The sequence below is a fragment of the Ancylobacter rudongensis genome (assembly GCF_900100155.1).
Lineage (GTDB): Bacteria > Pseudomonadota > Alphaproteobacteria > Rhizobiales > Xanthobacteraceae > Ancylobacter > Ancylobacter rudongensis.
Genome location: NZ_FMTP01000001.1, coordinates 701,465 through 719,696 on the forward strand (window position 1 = coordinate 701,465; position 18,232 = coordinate 719,696).

At 66.0% G+C, this 18,232-nt stretch carries 15 protein-coding genes; all 15 read left to right on the plus strand.

The genetic code is table 11. The features are described from left to right. The 15 genes from BLO63_RS03195 to dnaE all read left to right on the plus strand — a co-directional run bounded on the left by BLO63_RS03195 (window position 1) and on the right by dnaE (window position 17,760). On the plus strand, window positions 1–264 hold the full coding sequence (locus tag BLO63_RS03195) for a hypothetical protein (RefSeq protein WP_091436703.1): 264 nt from the start codon (window positions 1–3) through the stop codon (window positions 262–264). Between the two features lie 10 nt (window positions 265–274). After that, the gene (gene nuoI, locus BLO63_RS03200) at window positions 275–763 is read left to right on the plus strand and encodes an NADH-quinone oxidoreductase subunit NuoI (RefSeq protein WP_018963955.1); all 489 of its coding nucleotides are present in this window, start codon (window positions 275–277) and stop codon (window positions 761–763) included. A gap of 109 nt (window positions 764–872) precedes the next feature. After that, on the plus strand, window positions 873–1,478 hold the full coding sequence (locus BLO63_RS03205; RefSeq protein ID WP_091436704.1) for an NADH-quinone oxidoreductase subunit J: 606 nt from the start codon (window positions 873–875) through the stop codon (window positions 1,476–1,478). Between the two features lie 3 nt (window positions 1,479–1,481). Then, a complete protein-coding gene (gene nuoK, locus BLO63_RS03210; RefSeq protein ID WP_018391212.1) occupies window positions 1,482–1,790 on the plus strand; it encodes an NADH-quinone oxidoreductase subunit NuoK in 309 nt (102 codons plus the stop codon). A gap of 10 nt (window positions 1,791–1,800) precedes the next feature. After that, entirely contained in the window at window positions 1,801–3,732 is a 1,932-nt protein-coding gene (gene nuoL / locus BLO63_RS03215) for an NADH-quinone oxidoreductase subunit L (RefSeq protein ID WP_091436706.1), read from the plus strand. Next, window positions 3,732–5,246 carry an NADH-quinone oxidoreductase subunit M gene (locus BLO63_RS03220; RefSeq protein WP_091436707.1) on the plus strand — a complete coding sequence of 505 codons (1,515 nt, stop codon included), beginning with the start codon at window positions 3,732–3,734 and terminating at the stop codon, window positions 5,244–5,246. Before nuoL ends, BLO63_RS03220 begins: the two co-directional genes overlap by 1 nt. 31 nt (window positions 5,247–5,277) lie before the next feature. After that, on the plus strand, window positions 5,278–6,705 hold the full coding sequence (gene nuoN, locus BLO63_RS03225; RefSeq protein WP_091436709.1) for an NADH-quinone oxidoreductase subunit NuoN: 1,428 nt from the start codon (window positions 5,278–5,280) through the stop codon (window positions 6,703–6,705). A gap of 2 nt (window positions 6,706–6,707) precedes the next feature. Beyond that, a complete protein-coding gene (locus tag BLO63_RS03230; RefSeq protein WP_091436710.1) occupies window positions 6,708–7,463 on the plus strand; it encodes a biotin--[acetyl-CoA-carboxylase] ligase in 756 nt (251 codons plus the stop codon). A 71-nt stretch (window positions 7,464–7,534) separates the two neighbouring features. After that, window positions 7,535–9,163: a ribonuclease J gene (locus tag BLO63_RS03235; RefSeq protein ID WP_425284317.1), complete on the plus strand. Its 1,629-nt coding sequence runs from the start codon at window positions 7,535–7,537 to the stop codon at window positions 9,161–9,163. Window positions 9,164–9,292: 129 nt separating this feature from the next. Further along, on the plus strand, window positions 9,293–9,697 hold the full coding sequence (mce, locus tag BLO63_RS03240) for a methylmalonyl-CoA epimerase (RefSeq protein ID WP_091436714.1): 405 nt from the start codon (window positions 9,293–9,295) through the stop codon (window positions 9,695–9,697). Between the two features lie 9 nt (window positions 9,698–9,706). Continuing rightward, on the plus strand, window positions 9,707–9,982 hold the full coding sequence (locus tag BLO63_RS03245) for a DUF1467 family protein (RefSeq protein WP_091436716.1): 276 nt from the start codon (window positions 9,707–9,709) through the stop codon (window positions 9,980–9,982). A 428-nt stretch (window positions 9,983–10,410) separates the two neighbouring features. Continuing rightward, window positions 10,411–11,733, plus strand: a complete 1,323-nt coding sequence (proS, locus tag BLO63_RS03250; RefSeq protein ID WP_091436717.1) for a proline--tRNA ligase — start codon at window positions 10,411–10,413, stop codon at window positions 11,731–11,733. Window positions 11,734–11,893: 160 nt separating this feature from the next. After that, window positions 11,894–13,117 carry a lipoprotein-releasing ABC transporter permease subunit gene (locus BLO63_RS03255; protein ID WP_091437258.1) on the plus strand — a complete coding sequence of 408 codons (1,224 nt, stop codon included), beginning with the start codon at window positions 11,894–11,896 and terminating at the stop codon, window positions 13,115–13,117. Between the two features lie 11 nt (window positions 13,118–13,128). Continuing rightward, window positions 13,129–13,836, plus strand: coding sequence for an ABC transporter ATP-binding protein (locus BLO63_RS03260; protein WP_091436718.1), 708 nt, complete (start codon window positions 13,129–13,131; stop codon window positions 13,834–13,836). Window positions 13,837–14,325: 489 nt separating this feature from the next. After that, complete coding sequence (gene dnaE, locus BLO63_RS03265) at window positions 14,326–17,760, plus strand: DNA polymerase III subunit alpha (protein ID WP_205409242.1); 3,435 nt, start codon at window positions 14,326–14,328, stop codon at window positions 17,758–17,760. Window positions 17,761–18,232 lie beyond the last annotated feature (472 nt).

Here is an 18,232-nt window from a genome sequence, read left to right on the forward strand (position 1 = left end):
ATGGATGAGGGCACGCTCCAGGCCCTGATGGAAGCGTCCGCCGTCGGTTGGGCGGGCGCGGCTGCGGGTGCGGTCTTCGGCGCACTCGAATGGTTCATTCTGCCGGGGGTCGTCGAGACGTCGATCCGCGGTTCCAAAGAGGCCCGCAAGCTGAATCCTGACCAGCTGGCGGGAGTGATTTCGTGGTGGAAGACCGTTATCCGCGTCTTCGCCGTTTCGATGCCGCTGGTGGGCTTCGGCCTTGCCGCGGCCATGGCCGATTGAGGAGAGCGACATGAGATTGGACCTGGCCGCACGCCAGCTGCTGCTCACCGAGTTCGTCTCGGCGTTCTTCCTGGCGATGCGCTATTTCTTCAAGCCGAAGGCGACGATCAACTATCCCTTCGAGAAGAACCCGGTGTCGCCGCGCTTCCGTGGCGAGCATGCGCTGCGCCGCTATCCCAACGGGGAAGAGCGCTGCATCGCCTGCAAGCTGTGCGAGGCGATCTGCCCGGCGCAGGCCATCACCATCGAGGCCGGCCCGCGCCGCAATGACGGCACCCGCCGCACCACCCGTTACGACATCGACATGGTGAAGTGCATCTATTGCGGCTTCTGCCAGGAGGCCTGCCCGGTCGATGCCATCGTCGAGGGGCCGAATTTCGAATTCGCCACCGAGACGCGCGAAGAACTGTACTACGACAAGGCCAAGCTGCTCGCGAATGGCGACCGCTGGGAGCGCGAGATCGCGCGCAACATGGCGCTGGACGCGCCGTACCGTTGAGCGCGCAGGGGGCTGGGAACGTGAAGACCGAAACGATACGGGCCGCCAAGGCCCTTCGCGCCGCGACCGCCGGGATGGCGGGCGCCGGTATGACTGGGGGGTGCCGGGCATGAGCCTCGCCGCGCTGTTCTTCTATCTCTTCGCCGGGGTCGCCGTGGCCTCGGCCTTCATGGTCATCGCGTCGCGGAACCCGGTCCATTCGGTGCTGTTCCTGATCCTGACCTTCGTCAACGCCTCGGGCCTGTTCATCCTGATCGGCGCCGAGTACATCGCGATGCTGCTCATCGTGGTCTATGTCGGCGCGGTGGCGGTGCTGTTCCTGTTCGTGGTGATGATGCTCGACGTCGATTTCGTCGAGCTGCGCCAGGGCTTCCTGCAATATCTGCCGGTCGGCGTGCTGGTCGGGTTTATCTTCCTCGCCGAACTGGTGCTGGTGGTCGGTTCCTGGACCTTCGGCGCCGGCGTCACCGGCGCCGTCACCTCGGCCGCGCCTGAAGTGTCGAACGCGGTGGCGATCGGCCGGGTGCTGTACACGGACTATGTCTATTTCTTCCAGGCGGCGGGCTTCATCCTGCTGGTCGCCATGATCGGTGCCATCGTGCTGACGCTTCGCCACAAGGAGAACGTCAAGCGCCAGAGCATCCCGGTCCAGAACGCGCGCACCAAGGCGATGGCGATCGACGTCGTCAAGGTGCCTTCCGGCAAGGGGCTCTGAGCCATGGCGATCGGCCTTCCGCACTATCTGACCGTCGCGGCGATCCTGTTCACGCTCGGCACGCTCGGCATCTTCCTCAACCGGAAGAACGTCATCGTCATACTGATGTCGGTGGAACTCATCCTGCTGGCGGTGAACATCAACCTCGTCGCCTTCTCGATCTTCCTCGGCAACATCGTCGGACAGGTCTTTGCCCTGTTCGTGCTGACGGTCGCCGCCGCCGAGGCCGCCATCGGTCTCGCCATCCTCGTGGTGTTCTACCGCAATCGCGGGTCGATCGCCGTCGAGGACATCAACACCATGAAGGGCTGAGCGGGCATTCATGTACCAGGCGATCGTATTTCTCCCCCTTGTCGGCTTCCTCATCGCCGGCCTGTTCGGCCGGCTGATCGGCGCACGCGCCTCGGAGCTGGTCACGACCGGGCTGCTCGTCATCTCCGCCTTCTTCGCGTGGATCGTGTTCTTCCAGACCGCCTTTGGCGGCCAGTCGGGCACTGTCGAGCTGTTCACCTGGATGGCGTCGGGTAAGCTCGACGTCACCTGGGCGATCCGTGTCGACACGCTCACCGCCGTGATGCTGATCCTCGTCACCACGGTGTCCTCGCTGGTGCACCTGTACTCCATGGGGTACATGCACGAGGACCCGAGCCGGCCGCGCTTCTTCGCCTATCTCTCGCTCTTCACCTTCGCCATGCTGATGCTGGTGACGAGCGACAACCTCGTGCAGCTGTTCTTCGGCTGGGAGGGGGTGGGCCTGGCCTCCTATCTGCTGATCGGCTTCTGGTATGACAAGCCGTCGGCCTGCGCCGCGGCGATGAAGGCCTTCATCGTCAACCGCGTCGGCGATTTCGGCTTCGCGCTCGGCATCTTCGCCATCTACCTGATGACCGGCTCGGTCGCCTTCGAGCAGGTGTTCGCTGCCGCGCCGTCGCTGATGGACAAGAACATCCTGTTCCTCGGCCATGAGTGGCACGCGCCGACGGTGATCTGCCTGCTGCTGTTCATCGGCGCCATGGGCAAGTCGGCGCAGCTCGGCCTGCACACCTGGCTGCCGGACGCGATGGAAGGCCCGACCCCGGTCTCCGCCCTCATTCACGCCGCGACCATGGTGACGGCCGGCGTGTTCATGGTGGCGCGCATGTCGCCGCTGTTCGAACTGTCCCCGATCGCGCTCAACGTCGTGCTGTTCGTCGGCGCCTCCACCGCCTTCTTCGCGGCGACGATCGGCTGCGTGCAGAACGACATCAAGCGGGTGATCGCCTATTCCACCTGCTCGCAGCTCGGCTACATGTTCACCGCGCTCGGCACCGGCGCCTATTCGGTCGGCGTGTTCCACCTGCTCACGCATGGCTTCTTCAAGGCGCTGCTGTTCCTTGCCGCCGGCTCGGTCATCCACGCGATGCACCATGAGCAGGACATGCGCCACATGGGCGGCCTGTGGCGGAAGATCCCGTTCACCTACGCCACCATGCTGATCGGTGGCCTGGCGCTGACCGGCTTCCCCTTCACGGCCGGCTATTTCTCCAAGGACGCGATCATCGAGACCGCCTTTGTCAGCCACAGCCCCTTCGCCACCTATGCCTGGGTGATGACGGTGGCGGCGGCGGCGCTTACCGCCTTCTACACCTGGCGGCAGATGTTCATGACCTTCCACGGCAAGACGCGCGCGGACCACCACACCTTCGACCACGCGCATGAATCGCCGCTGACCATGCTGATCCCGCTCGGGGTGCTCTCGCTCGGCGCGCTGTTCGCCGGCATGATCCTCTACCCGTACTTCGTCGGGCACGATGTGGATCACTTCTTCCGCGAGTCGATCTTCATGGCCTCGGACAACAAGATCCTCGAGGAGATGCACCACATTCCCGCCTGGGCGAAATGGGCCCCGACGGTGATGATGGCGATCGGCTTCGCCGTCGCCTACTGGATGTACATCGCCAACACGGCCGTTCCGAAGGCGCTCGCCAAGCAGAACGACGTGCTGTACCGCTTCCTGCTCAACAAGTGGTACTTCGACGAGATCTACGACTTCCTGTTCGTGCGCCCGACCATGTGGCTCGGCAACTTCCTGTGGAAGCAGGGCGACGTGCGGGTCATTGACGGCTACGGCCCGAACGGCGTCTCGGCCCGCGTCATCGACGTGACCAACCGCGTCGTGCGCCTGCAGACCGGCTATCTCTACCACTATGCCTTCGTGATGCTGGTGGGTGTCGCGGCCTTCATTACCTGGTTCATGTTCGGGGGCGCGCACTGATGTATGAGTGGCCCATTCTCTCCGTCGTCACCTTCCTGCCGCTGGTCGGTGCGCTGCTGATCGTTCTGATGATCCGCGGCGACGATGAGGTTGCCAAGCGCAACGCCCGCTGGGTGGCGCTGTGGGCGACCCTTGTCACCTTCGTCATCTCGCTGCTGCTGCTGTTCGGCTTTGACCCGTCGAACCCGGACTTCCAGTTCGTCGAGTACCAGGCCTGGCTCGGCGATGTCGCCGCCTACCGGATGGGCGTCGACGGCATTTCGCTGCCCTTCGTGCTGCTGACGACGCTGTTGATGCCCATGTGCATTCTCGCGAGCTGGGACGCGATCCAGCACCGCGTGAAGGAGTACATGATCTGCTTCCTGGTGCTCGAAACGCTGATGATCGGCACCTTCTCCGTCCTCGACCTGCTGCTGTTCTACTTCTTCTTCGAGGGCGGCCTGATCCCGATGTTCCTCATCATCGGCATCTGGGGGCATGGGCGTAAGGTCTACGCGGCGTTCAAGTTCTTCCTCTACACGCTGGCCGGCTCGGTGCTGATGATGCTCGCCATCATGGCCATCTACTGGCAGGCGGGCACCACCGACATTGCCGTGCTGCTGAAGCACGATTTCCCGGAGGGCATGCAGTACTGGCTCTGGATCGCCTTCTTCGCCTCTTTCGCGGTGAAGATGCCGATGTGGCCGGTGCATACCTGGCTTCCCGACGCGCATGTCGAGGCGCCGACGGCGGGTTCGGTGATCCTGGCGGCGATCATGCTGAAGATGGGCGGCTACGGCCTGCTGCGCTTCTCGCTGCCGATGTTCCCGGACGCCTCGGCCTATTTCGCGCCCTTCGTCTTCACCCTCTCGGTGATCGCGATCATCTACACCTCGCTGGTCGCCCTGCGGCAGGAGGACATGAAGAAGCTGATCGCCTACTCCTCCATCGCCCATATGGGCTATGTGACGATGGGCATCTTCACCCTGACCCAGGAAGGCATCCAGGGCGCGGTGTTCCAGATGGTCAGCCACGGCTTCGTCTCGGGAGCGCTGTTCCTGTGCGTCGGCGTGCTCTATGACCGCATGCACACCCGCGAGATCGCGGCCTATGGCGGCCTCGTCTTCCGCATGCCGGTCTACGCCACGCTGTTCATGGTGTTCACCATGGCCAATGTCGGCCTGCCGGGCACGTCGGGCTTCATCGGCGAGTTCCTGACCCTGCTCGCCGCCTTCGGGCGCAACACCTGGGTGGCCTTCCTCGCCACGACGGGCGTCATCCTTTCCGCCGCCTATGCGCTCTGGCTCTATCGCCGGGTCGTGTTCGGCGCGCTGGAGAAGGAAAGCCTGAAGAACATCCGGGACGTGAACCCGCGCGAGCTGGCCACGCTGGTTCCGCTGCTGTTCTTCACCATCCTGTTCGGCGTCTGGCCGCAGCCGATCCTCGACGCCTGCAATGTCGCGGTGAACGCGATCGTCGCGCGCGCCGATGTTGCCGCCGGCGCCATCAAGGCCGCCGCGCTGGTGCTGCCTTGATCCGACACATGACCATCGCGGAGCCCGTCCAATGACCCTCACCCTCGCCGCGCTCGGCCCCGCGCTGCCCGAACTGCTGCTGGCCTTCTCCGCCCTGGCGCTGCTGATGTTCGGTGCCTTCGCCGGCCCGAAATCGACCGATACGGTGAACGGGCTGGCGCTGGCCGCCCTGTTCGCGGCGCTGGTGCTGGTCCTGCTGGGCCCCACCGATGCGACGCTGTTCAACGGCGCGTTTCATGTCGACGCCTTCGGCCGGTTCATGAAGGTGCTGGCGCTGCTCGGCGCGGGCGGCACGCTGGCCATGTCGGTGGACTGGCTGAAGGCCGAGAAGCAGGACCGCTTCGAATACGCGATCCTGGTGCTGCTCTCGACCCTCGGCATGATGATGCTGATCTCGGCCGGCGACCTGATCGCGCTCTATATGGGCCTCGAACTGATGAGCTTGGCGCTCTATGTGATCGCGGCCAACAACCGCGATTCCGTGCGCTCCACCGAGGCCGGCCTGAAGTACTTCGTGCTCGGCGCGCTGTCCTCCGGCATGCTGCTCTACGGCGCCTCGCTGATCTATGGCTTCACCGGCTCGGTGAATTTCGCCCAGATCGCACAGGCCGCCCGCGAGCCCTCGCTCGGCCTGATCTTCGGCATCGTCTTCATGTTCGCCGGCCTGTGCTTCAAGGTCTCTGCGGTGCCGTTCCACATGTGGACGCCCGACGTCTATGAAGGCGCGCCCGCGCCCGTGACGGCGTTCTTCGCCTCGGCGCCGAAGGTGGCGGCGATGGCGGTGTTCGTGCGCTTCGCCATGGAGGCGCTGCCCAACGTCACCCACCAGTGGCAGCAGATCATCGTCTTCGTCTCCATCGCCTCGATGGCGCTGGGTTCGTTCGGCGCCATCGGCCAGCGCAACTTCAAGCGCCTGATGGCCTATTCCTCGATCGGCCATATGGGCTTCGCGCTGGTCGGCCTCGCCGCCGGCACCGAGCAGGGCGTGCAGGGCGTGCTGGTCTACATGGCCATCTACATGGCGATGACGCTCGGCGCCTTCGCCTGCATCCTGTCGATGCGGCGCAAGGACGGCATGGTCGAAACCTATGACGAACTTGCCGGCCTTGCCCACACCAGCCCGGTGAAGGCGTTCATGCTGGCGGTGCTGATGTTCTCGCTCGCCGGCATTCCGCCGCTGGCCGGCTTCCTCGCCAAGTACTACGTGTTCCTGGCGGCCATCGAATCCGGCCTCTACGCGCTCGCCGTCATCGGCGTGCTCACCAGCGTCGTCGGCGCCTTCTACTATCTGCGCATCGTCAAGATCATGTATTTCGACGAGCCGGCGGCGCCCTTCGAGCCGATGCGTTCAGAGCCGCGGGTGGTTCTCGCCGTGTCGGGCACCTTCACCCTGCTGTTCTTCGTGTATCCGGCCCCGCTGATCGCGGCGGCGGGCGTGGCGGCACGGGCGCTCTTCTGAGAATGGCGCCCACGCCGGTTGCTACGCCGGTCGTCCGTTTCGATACGGTCGGTTCGACCAATGAAGTCGCCCTTGCCCGGGCGGGCGGCGTGGCCCCGTGCTGGTTCGTCGCCGAGCGGCAGACCGGCGGGCGCGGCCGGCGCGGCCGGCCCTGGGCCTCGGAGCCGGGCAATCTCTACGCCTCGCTGCTGCTGGTGGATGCCGGCCCGGTGCCCCGCCAGCCCGAGCTGTGCTTTGTCGCCGCGCTGGCACTTTATGATGCCGTGCGCGCCGTTACCGGCATCGACCCCTTGCGCATTGGCCTGAAATGGCCGAACGACGTGATGATCGACGGTGCGAAGCTCGCCGGCATCCTGCTTGAGGGGGCCGTGCCGCCGGGTGGCCGGGCGGCGACGGTGATTGGCTTTGGCGTCAATTGCGCGCACCATCCGGCCAACACGCCCTATCCGACGACGGATCTTGCCGCTTCCGGCTATCCGACCGACCCGCCCGCTTTGCTCGCCGCGCTCGACGCGGCGATGGGTGAGCGGCTTGCCGAATGGGAGCGCGGCGCGGGATTTGCCCGCACCCGCGAGGCCTGGCTGCGCCGGGCAAGCGGCCTTGGCAAGGCCGTGACCGCGAGGCTTGGCAGCCGCGAGGTCGAGGGAGTATTCGAGGCGCTCGATTTTTCGGGTGCCATGGTGCTGCGCCGTACCGACGGCGTGCGCGAGACGATCAGCGCCGGCGACGTGTTTCCCACGTCCGCCGCGCCAGTGTGAAAGGCAGGAATGTGAGCAAGTGGCCGGACGAACTGGTCTTCGCTCCCCTTGGTGGGGTCGGCGAGATCGGGATGAATCTCGGACTTTACGGTCTGGGGCCACGCAACCGGCGCAAATGGCTCGCGGTCGATCTCGGCATCTCCTTCGCGCCGCCGGAAGTGCCGGGCATCGATCTGATCATGCCGGATGTCGCCTTCCTCGAACGCGAGGCGGAAGCGGGCAATCTGGTCGGTCTGGTCATCACCCACGGGCATGAAGACCATATCGGGGCGCTGGTCGACCTGTGGCCGCGCCTTGGCTGCACGGTCTACACCACGCCCTTTACCCACGCGCTCGCCGAGGCGCGGCGCCTGGGCGAGCCTGGGGCGCCCAAGATTCCCTTCCACATCGTGCCCACCGGCGGGCGCACCAGCATCGGCCCGTTCGATGTCGAGTTCGTGCCGGTGGCGCATTCGATTCCCGACAGCCACGCGCTCGCCATCCGCACCTCGCTGGGCATGGTGGTGCATACGGGCGACTGGAAGATCGACCCGACCCCGGTGGTCGGCAATGTGACCGATCCCGTGCGCTTCTCGGCGCTGGGCGATGAGGGCGTGCGCGCGGTCATCTGCGATTCCACCAACGCCATTCGCGACGGCATCTCGCCGTCGGAAGTCGATGTGCAGAAGGTGCTCACCGAGATGATCGGCGCCGCGCCGAACCGGGTGGCGGTGACGACCTTCGCCTCCAATGTGGCGCGCATCCGTTCCATCGCCGAGGCGGCGATGAAGAACGGCCGCGAGGTCGTGCTGGTCGGCCGGGCGATGGAACGGGTGATCGGGGTGGCACGCGAGCAGCACATGCTCGACGGCCTGCCGCCGTTCCGTTCCGCCGACGCCTATGGCTTCCTGCCGCGCGACAAGGTGGTGGCCATCCTCACCGGCAGCCAGGGCGAGCCGCGCGCGGCGCTGGCGCGCATCGCCGATGACGATCATCCCGAGATCGCGCTGTCGCCGGGCGATCATGTGATCTTCTCCTCGCGCACCATCCCCGGCAATGAGCGGCCGGTGAACCGCATCATCAACGCGCTGATCCTGCAGGGGGTGAAGGTCATCACCGACCGCGACGGGCTCGTGCACGTCTCCGGCCATCCGCGTCGCGGCGAGATGGAGCAGATGTACCAATGGCTTCGCCCGCAGGTTTCGGTGCCGGTGCATGGCGAGCCGCTGCACCTGCACGAGCATGCCGAGCTGGCCCGCCGCATGGGCGTGCGCGAGGTGATCCGGCTGGTGGACGGCGATGTGGTGCGCCTGATCAGCGCCGATCCCTCGCAGGGTGCCGAGGTGATCGAGGAGATCCATTCCGGCAAGCTCTATAAGGACGGCCAGGTGCTGGTCGGCGCCGACGACCCGGCGATTGCCGAGCGCCGGCGCCTGTCCTTCAGCGGGTTGGTCTCGGTCGCCATCGCCATGTCGTCCAAGGGCGAGGTGGTGGGAGATCCGATGATCGACCTCTCCGGCCTGCCGCGCCTCGGCCTCGGTGGCACGCCGCTCGACGAGGTGGTCGAGGACGCGGTGCTGAACTGCCTCGACGGCCTGCCCAAGGGCCGCCGGCGCGACCCGGACGCGGTGGCGGAATCGGTGACGCGAGCAGTGCGCGGCCAGATCAACGCCGCCTGGGGCAAGAAGCCGCTCTGCCATGTGCTCGTCATCACGGTATGAAGACCCGGCCGGGAGCCCGCATGCGCGGCCAGTGAGCGACTGACGCGCGCTGTGCGTACTCCCTCAGTACCGCAGCCTCACGCCTCGGGAGAGCGCTCCCGGGGCAGGCTGAACGGGGAGGGGACTTGCATGATCGGCCGTCTGAACCACGTCGCCATCGCCGTGCCGGATCTCGATGCGGCGATCGCCACCTATCGCGACACGCTGGGGGGCGAGGTGTCCGCCATTGAGCCGCAGGCCGAGCATGGCGTGAACACGGTCTTCGTCACGCTCCCCAATACCAAGATCGAATTGCTCGGCGCGCTGGGCGAGAACTCGCCGATCGCGAAGTTCCTCGAGCGCAATCCCGAGGGCGGCATTCACCATCTGTGCTACGAGGTCGAGGACATCCTCGCCGCCCGCGACCGTCTGCTGGCGGCGGGCGCGCGGGTGCTGGGCTCGGGCGAGCCGCGCCTCGGCGCGCATGGCAAGCCGGTGCTCTTCCTGCACCCGAAGGATTTTCTCGGCACGCTGGTCGAGCTGGAACAGGCGTGAGGCAGCACCATGGGCGTCGGTACCTATATCGCGATCTATTTCATTGTCTGGTGGGTGGTGATCTTCGCCGTGCTGCCCTTCGGCGTGCGCTCCCAGCATGAGGACGGCACCGTCATCGACGGCACCGAGCCCGGCGCCCCGCAGCGCCCGCTGCTGCTGCGCAAGGCGCTGGTGACCACGGTGGTGGCGGCGGTCATCGTGCTGCTGTTCGCCTGGCTGGTGGAAACCGAGCGGCTGCGCCTCGACATGTTTCCGATGCCGTTCAACCTCTATGAGCTGAAATAGCCGGCGCGCCGCCCGTCTTTCCGGAATCGAGGCAAAAAAAGAGGCGGGACCGAGGTCCCGCCTTCCTTGTCTGGCCGCCCGCACCTGATTCCGCGCCGTTTCGACGTCTGCCAGGGGGCTTTCTTAGCCGTCATTCCTCCCGAGACCTGGACCGATCTGCACGCTTTGGAAGCGTTCAGCGGACCTCTTTCTAGAGGCCGGCACCATAAAGCAGAAAATACGGCCTTGTCATCCTTGCGTCGCAATAGAGCCATGGTGCATTGCAACAGAATTGGGCGCGCCAGCCCGCCAACGCCCGAAACGCAGGCAGTTCGCGCCGCTGCGGTGCGCGAGGCATGCGCTAGGGCTTGTCTTTTGTTGGACGATCCGGTTTCACTCCGCCATCGCCGCCGCGCTGCCGATCCCGGCCGAATCGTGAGTTTCCGCTGATGCGCCTGTCCCGCTACTTCCTTCCCATCCTCCGCGAAGTCCCGAAGGAAGCGGAAATCGTCTCGCACCGCCTCATGCTGCGTGCCGGCATGGTGCGCCAGGAGGGCGCCGGCATCTATGCGTGGCTGCCGCTGGGCAAGCGCGTGCTGGACAAGATCTGCAACGTCATCCGCGAGGAGCAGAACCGTTCCGGCGCCATCGAGATCATGATGCCGACCATCCAGTCGGCCGATCTCTGGCGCGAGAGCGGCCGCTATGACGACTATGGCAAGGAGATGCTGCGCATCAAGGACCGGCACGAGCGCGACATGCTGTTCGGGCCGACCAATGAGGAGATGCTCACCGAGATCGTCCGGGCCTATGTGAAGTCCTACAAGGATTTGCCGCTGAACCTCTACCACATCCAGTGGAAGTTCCGCGACGAGGTGCGCCCGCGCTTCGGCGTCATGCGCTCGCGCGAATTCCTGATGAAGGATGCCTATTCGATCGACCTCGATTTCGAGAGCGCGGTCGTCGCCTATAACCGCATGTTCGTCGCCTATCTGCGCACCTTCGCCCGGCTCGGGCTGAAGGCGATCCCGATGGTGGCCGATACCGGCCCGATCGGCGGCAATCACAGCCATGAATTCATCATCCTCGCCTCGACCGGCGAGAGCCAGGTGTTCTGCCATTCCGACTATCTCGGCATGGACACGCCGGAAGAGGGCGTGGACTTCCAGGACCCGGCGGCTCTGCAAGAGATCGTGAACCGCTGGACCAGCCTTTATGCGGCCACGGAAGAGAAGCATGACGAAGCTGCCTTCGCGGCGATTCCCGACGCGCAGCAGGTGTCGGCGCGCGGCATCGAGGTGGGTCACATCTTCTATTTCGGCACCAAATATTCCGAGCCGATGGGCGCCAAGGTGACGGGCCCCGATGGCGTGGAGACGCCCGTGCACATGGGCTCCTACGGCATCGGCCCCTCGCGTCTCGTCGCCGCCATCATCGAGGCGTCGCATGACGAGAACGGCATCATCTGGCCGGAGGCGATCGCGCCGTTCCGTGTCGGCCTCTTGAACCTCAAGGTGGGCGATGCGGCGACGGACGAGGCCTGCGAGGCGATCTATGCCGAGCTGACCGCGCGCAATGTCGACGTTCTGTACGACGACACGGCGGAGCGGCCCGGCTCGAAATTCGCCACCGCCGACCTGATCGGCCTTCCCTGGCAGATCATCGTCGGCCCCAAGGGGCTGGCGGCCGGCACGGTGGAACTCAAGCGGCGGGCGGATGGCACGCGCGAGACGCTGACCATCGCGGCGGCGCTGGAGCGCATTATCGGTTGATCTCGGGACGCGCGCGGCCGATCAGGGCCGGGCGAGGGGCGGAGCAGGCATGGCAGCCAAGAGCGCAGCGCGTCGGGTAAAGGCAGCAAAAACAAAGTCCGCGACGGCGCAGGCCGGCGACGAGCCGACAGGCTCGAAGCCGTTCAGCGCCTTCGAGTGGATGCTGTCGCTGCGCTATCTCCGGGCGCGCCGCAAGGAAGGCTTCATCTCGGTCATTGCCGGCTTCTCCTTTCTCGGCATCATGCTCGGCGTGGCCACGCTCATCATCGTCATGGCTGTGATGAACGGCTTCCGCACCGAGCTTCTGTCGAAGATCCTCGGCCTGAACGGCCACATGCTGGTGCAGCCGATCGACGGCCCGCTGACCGATTACGACGCCGTGGCCAAGCGCATTGCCGGCGTGCCGGGCGTGACGCTGGCGGTGCCGCTGGTGGAAGGGCAGGCGCTGGCCTCCTCCGCCTTCAATGCTGGCGGCGTGCTGGTGCGCGGCCTCTCCGAGGCCAGCCTGCGGGCGCTCCCGGCCATCGGCGCCAATATCCGTGCCGGCACGCTGGAGGGCTTTGACGAGGGTTCCGGCATCGCCATCGGCAAGCGGCTGGCCGACCAGCTCTCGCTGCAGGCGGGCGACAACCTGACGCTCGTTGCCCCGCGCGGCGCGGTGACGCCGATGGGCACGACGCCGCGGATCAAGGTCTACAAGATCGCGGCGGTGTTCGAGATCGGCATGTCGGAATATGACAGCGCCTTCGTCTTCATGCCGCTGGCGGAGAGCCAGGCCTATTTCAACAAGGATGGCGACGTCACCGCGATCGAGGTCTATGTCGACAATCCCGACGATGTCGAGCGCTACCGCCCCTTGGTGCAGGCAGCGGCGGAGCGGCCGATCTACATCGTCGACTGGCGCCAGAGAAACGCCACCTTCTTCAACGCGCTTCAGGTGGAACGGAACGTGATGTTCCTGATCCTGACGCTGATCGTGGTGGTGGCCGCCTTCAACATCGTGTCGGGCCTCAACATGCTGGTGAAGGACAAAGGCCGCGATATCGGCATCCTTCGCACCATGGGGGCGACGCGCGGGGCGATCATGCGGGTCTTCCTCGTCACCGGCGCCGCCATCGGCGTCGTCGGCACGCTGGCCGGCTTCCTGCTGGGCCTTGTCGTGTGCCTGAATGTCGAGGAAATCCGCCAGTTCATTTCGTGGATCACCGCGACCGAGCTGTTCTCGCCGGAGCTCTATTATCTCAGCCGCCTGCCGGCCGAGCTGAATGCCGGCGAAACCGCGACCGTCGTGCTCATGGCTCTCGTTCTGTCCCTTCTCGCTCCGCTCTACCCGTCCTGGCGTGCCGCGCGCCTCGATCCGGTGGAAGCGCTGCGCTACGAATAGGAAGGCGCGCCATGGCAACCTCACCGTCGACCCTTCCCCCGCGCGCCGCTCTCCACCTCGAAGGCGTCGAGCGCCGCTATGTCCAGGGCGAAGGCACGCTGGAGATCCTGCGTGGTGCCGACTTCACCGTGCTGGAAGGTCAGTCGGTGGCGCTGGTGGCGCCATCCGGCACCGGCAAGTCGACGCTGCTGCACATTGCCGGCCTGCTGGAGCACCAGGACGCCGGCGAGGTGTTCATCGGCGGCACCGCCACCGCCGGGCTGTCCGATGCCGAGCGCACGCGCATCCGCCGCACCGGGGTCGGCTTCGTCTACCAGTTCCATCATCTGCTGCCGGAATTCTCGGCGCAGGAAAATGTCATGCTGCCGCAGATGATCCGCGGCCTGTCCCGCCGCGAGTCGGCGTCGCGGGCGAAGGAACTGCTCAGCTATCTCGGCCTCGCCAAGCGGCTTGAGCATCGCCCCGGCGAACTCTCCGGCGGCGAGCAGCAGCGCGTCGCCATCGCCCGCGCGGTCGCCAACGCCCCGCGCGTGCTGCTGGCCGATGAGCCCACAGGCAATCTCGACCCCCACACCGCCGACCATGTGTTCCACGCCCTGTCGCAGCTGGTGGAGGCCACCGGGCTGGCGGCTGTTATCGCCACCCATAATCTTGAACTCGCCTCCCGCATGCACCGGCGCGTCACCCTGCGGGAGGGGCAGGTCGTCGAACTCGCCTGAGCGCGGGGCGGGGCCGGGCGGCTGGCGCGGGGCGTTTGCGATTCGGCGCGGACGGCACTGGGACTGTTTTCGTTTCGTCAACCATGAACTGGAACGAAAGAAGAACACGGGTTGATTGCGGGGATAAGCGGGGTAATGTTCTCTCTATGTTCTAGGGAGGTCGACATGATCCGTGTTCTTGTCCAGGAAACCGCCGCTCTCGCGTCCATCGCTCTGTTCGTCGCCATGATCGGCCTGTGGGCCGGGGTCATCACCGGCGTCTGAAGGCTCCACGCTTGGGGTCTGAGGCATGAAGGCCAAAGGCCTTCAGCCTGACGCATGAAGGTCTCCGACCTTCAGCCTGTGGCATGAAGGCAGAGGCCGTCAGCCTGAGGCGCGAAGGCCAAAGGCCTTCAACCTGAGGACAGCGGGGAGGAAGACCCCGCAAGGGTGGACGCCGCCCGGATGGGCGCCCACCATGTCACCCTTCGAGTCGCGGGAGGATCAGAGATGGCGCAGGCGGATGTCGGTTTCGTGCATCTCCACGTCCATTCCTCCTTCTCCCTGCTGGAGGGCGCGCTCAGCATCGGCAAGCTGGCCGATCTCGCCAAGAAGGACCGCCAGCCGGCGATCGCGCTGACCGACACCGGCAATCTGTTCGGCGCGCTGGAATTCTCCGAGAAGATGGCCGGCGCCGGCATCCAGCCGATTCTCGGCTGCGCCGTGGCGGTGGATTTCCCCGGCACCGCGCCGCGCGGCCCCGCCGGGCAGGAGCGCCCGCGCATCGTCCTCCTCGCCGCCAGCGAGGAGGGATGGAAGAACCTGATGGAGCTGGTGTCGCGCTCCTTCCTCGACACCGCCTCCGACGGCGCCCCCCACATCAAGGCCGACTGGCTGGACGGGCGCGCCTCCGGTCTGATCGCTCTGACTGGCGGTCCCTTCGGTCCGATCGACCGGGCGCTGGCGGCCGGCAGCGCCGACCATGCCGAGCAGCGGCTCGTCGCGCTCCGGGACCTGTTCGGCGACCGGCTTTACGTGGAGATTCAACGCCATGGCGTCGCCGAGGAACGCCGGGTCGAGCCGGCGCTGATCGAGCTCGCCTACCGGCTCGACCTGCCTCTGGTCGCCACCAACGAACCCTTCTTCGCCGCGCAAGATGATTACGAAGCCCACGACGCCCTGATTTGCATCGCCGAAGGCCGCCTCGTCGCCGAGGCCGACCGCCGGCAGCTCACGCCCGATCACCGTTTCCGCACCCGCGCCGAGATGGCCGAGCTGTTTTCGGACTTACCGGAAGCCCTTGCCAATACGGTGGAAATCGCCCAGCGCTGCGCCTACCGCCCGCGCACCGTCAAGCCGATCCTGCCGCGCTTCACCCGCGACCGCGACGAGGCGGAGGAATTGCGGTTGCAGGCGGAGGAGGGGCTGCGCAACCGGCTGGCGGTCCATGGCACCACGCCCGGCTTGAGCGAGAAGGACTATGAGGACCGGCTGGCGTTCGAGCTCAGCATCATCGAGAAGATGAAGTTTCCCGGTTACTTCCTCATCGTGTCGGACTTCATCAAATGGGCGAAGGCACAGGGGATTCCGGTAGGTCCGGGCCGTGGTTCGGGCGCCGGCTCGCTCGTCGCCTATTCGCTCACCATCACCGATCTCGACCCGCTGCGCTTCGGCCTTCTGTTCGAGCGCTTCCTGAATCCTGAGCGCGTGTCGATGCCGGACTTCGACATCGACTTCTGCCAGGAGCGCCGCGACGAGGTGATCCGCTACGTGCAGCAGCGCTATGGGCGCGACCAGGTGGCGCAGATCATCACTTTCGGCACGCTGCAGGCGCGCGGCGTGCTGCGCGATGTCGGCCGGGTGCTGGAAATGCCCTACGGCCAGGTCGACAAGCTCTGCAAGCTGGTGCCGCAGAACCCGGCCAATCCGGTGACGCTCAAGCAGGCGATCACCGACGAGCCGCGCCTGCAGGGCGAGAGCGACGCCAACCCGGTGGTGAAGCGCGCCTTCGACATCGCCACCCGGCTGGAAGGGCTCAACCGCCACGCCTCGACCCACGCCGCCGGCATCGTCATCGGCGACCGGCCGCTGTCGCAGCTGGTGCCTCTCTACCGAGACCCGCGCTCGGACATGCCGGTCACCCAGTACAATATGAAATGGGTCGAGCAGGCGGGGCTGGTCAAGTTCGACTTCCTCGGCCTGAAAACCCTCACCGTCCTGCAGACGGCCGTGCGCCTCGTCGCCCAGCGTGGAATCAGGCTCGACCTGTCGACCATCCCGCTGGACGATAAGAAGACCTACGACATGCTGACCCGCGGCGAGACGGTCGGTGTGTTTCAGGTGGAAAGCGCCGGCATGCGGCGCGCGCTGGTCGACATGAAGCCGGACCGGCTGGAGGACATCATCGCGCTCGTCGCCCTGTACCGTCCGGGCCCGATGGCGAACATCCCGGTCTATTGCGCGGTCAAGAACGGGCAGGAGAAGGCCGCCTACGCCCACCCGGCGTTGGAAGCCAGCCTGAAGGAGACCTACGGCGTCATCATCTACCAGGAACAGGTGATGCAGATCGCCCAGACCCTGTCCGGCTATTCGCTCGGCGAAGCCGACATGCTGCGGCGCGCCATGGGCAAGAAGATTCGCGCCGAGATGGACCAGCAGCGCGCCCGCTTCGTCGATGGCGCGGTGGAACGCGGGGTGCCCAAGGCCAAGGCCTCCGAGATCTTCGACCTGCTCGCCAAGTTCGCCGATTACGGCTTCAACAAGAGCCACGCGGCGGCCTATGCGCTGGTCTCCTACCAGACCGCCTATATGAAGGCGAACTATCCCACCGAGTTCATGGCCGCCTCCATGACGCTGGACATGGGCAACACCGACAAGCTGGCCGAATTCCGCCAGGAATCGCAACGTCTCGGCATCGAGGTGGTCCCGCCTTCAGTGAACCTCTCGGGGCGCGAGTTTGCGGTGAAGGATGGGCGCATCCTCTACGCCCTTGCCGCCATCAAGGGCGTTGGCGGTCACTCGGTGGAGGCGATCGTCGAGGCGCGCGGCGAGCGGCCGTTCGCCAGCCTTGCCGACTTCGCCTCGCGCATCAACGCCAAGGCGTTGAACAAGCGGACGATGGAGAGCTTGGTCAGCGCCGGTGCCTTCGATGCGGTGGAGAGGAATCGCGCCCGGGCGCAGGCGGCGATCGATTTCATCCTCGCCCATGCCGCATCTGTCGGGGCGGAGGCGGCGTCGGGGCAGGGCAACATGTTTGGTGGACCGTCGGTTGCGGCGGATCTGCCGATCCCCAATGCCGCGCCCTGGCTTCCGGCGGAGAAGCTGCAGCGCGAATATGACGCCATCGGCTTCTTCCTCACGGGCCACCCGCTCGACGATTACGGCAAGGCGCTGGATAGGCTGCGGGTGCAGCGCTGGACCGACTTCACCCGATCGGTCCGCGCCGGTTCCATGGCGGGTCGCCTTGCGGCCACGGTGGTGAGCCGGCAGGAGCGGCGCACCAAGAGCGGCAACAAGATGGGCATCGTCGGTCTGTCGGACCCGTCCGGCCAGTTCGAGGCGGTGCTGTTCTCCGAAGCGCTGGCGCAGTACCGCGAATTGCTGGAGCCGGGCAAGGCGCTGCTGCTGCAGGTCTCGGCCGAACTGCAGGGCGAGGATGTGAGGGCGCGCATCCAGACGGTGGAGCCACTCGACCAGGCCGCGTCGAAGATGCAGAAGGGCATGCGCGTCTTTCTGCGCTCGCCCGAACCGCTGGAAAGCGTGGCCACCCGGCTTGGTTCGCTTGGCGGTGGGCGCGGCGATGGCGAGGTGTCGCTGGTGCTGCTGCTCGGCGAGCGTGGCGATACCGAGGTCGAGGTGAAACTGCCCGGCCGCTTCAGCCTCTCCCCGCAGATCGCCGGTGCGCTGAAGGCGGTTCCCGGCGTCGAGATGGTGGAGATGGCGTAGCGTTCGGCCCGGTTTCGCCGGACACTGAGCGCGAGGCCCGCTGGCGCGGCTATGCGCGCGGACGTCTTCGCATCGCCGGAGCCATCGAGGCGGCGCGCTCCACTCTCAAGAGTACATCCCGCCGTTTAGCCCGGCGGTGCCGCGAACAGGATTCGCGCCGCGTTCATCGGCCGCTGACATCCGCGCCCGCGCGGCATGGGGCTCGATCGACCCTCCCGGCCGCCTGCCGGGCCCGCTTGCCGCCAGACTTCATGCTCGAACGGCGCTTCGACGGCGGGCTGGGCCTGCGGGTGCGCGACCGGGGAACCCCAGGCTCCCATTCGGCGATACCCATCGGAGAAGGCCGATCAACTAAGAATTGAAAATGGGTGAGTTAAGTATGTCGGGGGCTGCAATTTGTGTCCCGCTATTTCCCGATTATTTCTATATGGTTTCATGATGCCTTTTTCGTGATTTTTGCTTGATCTTTGTA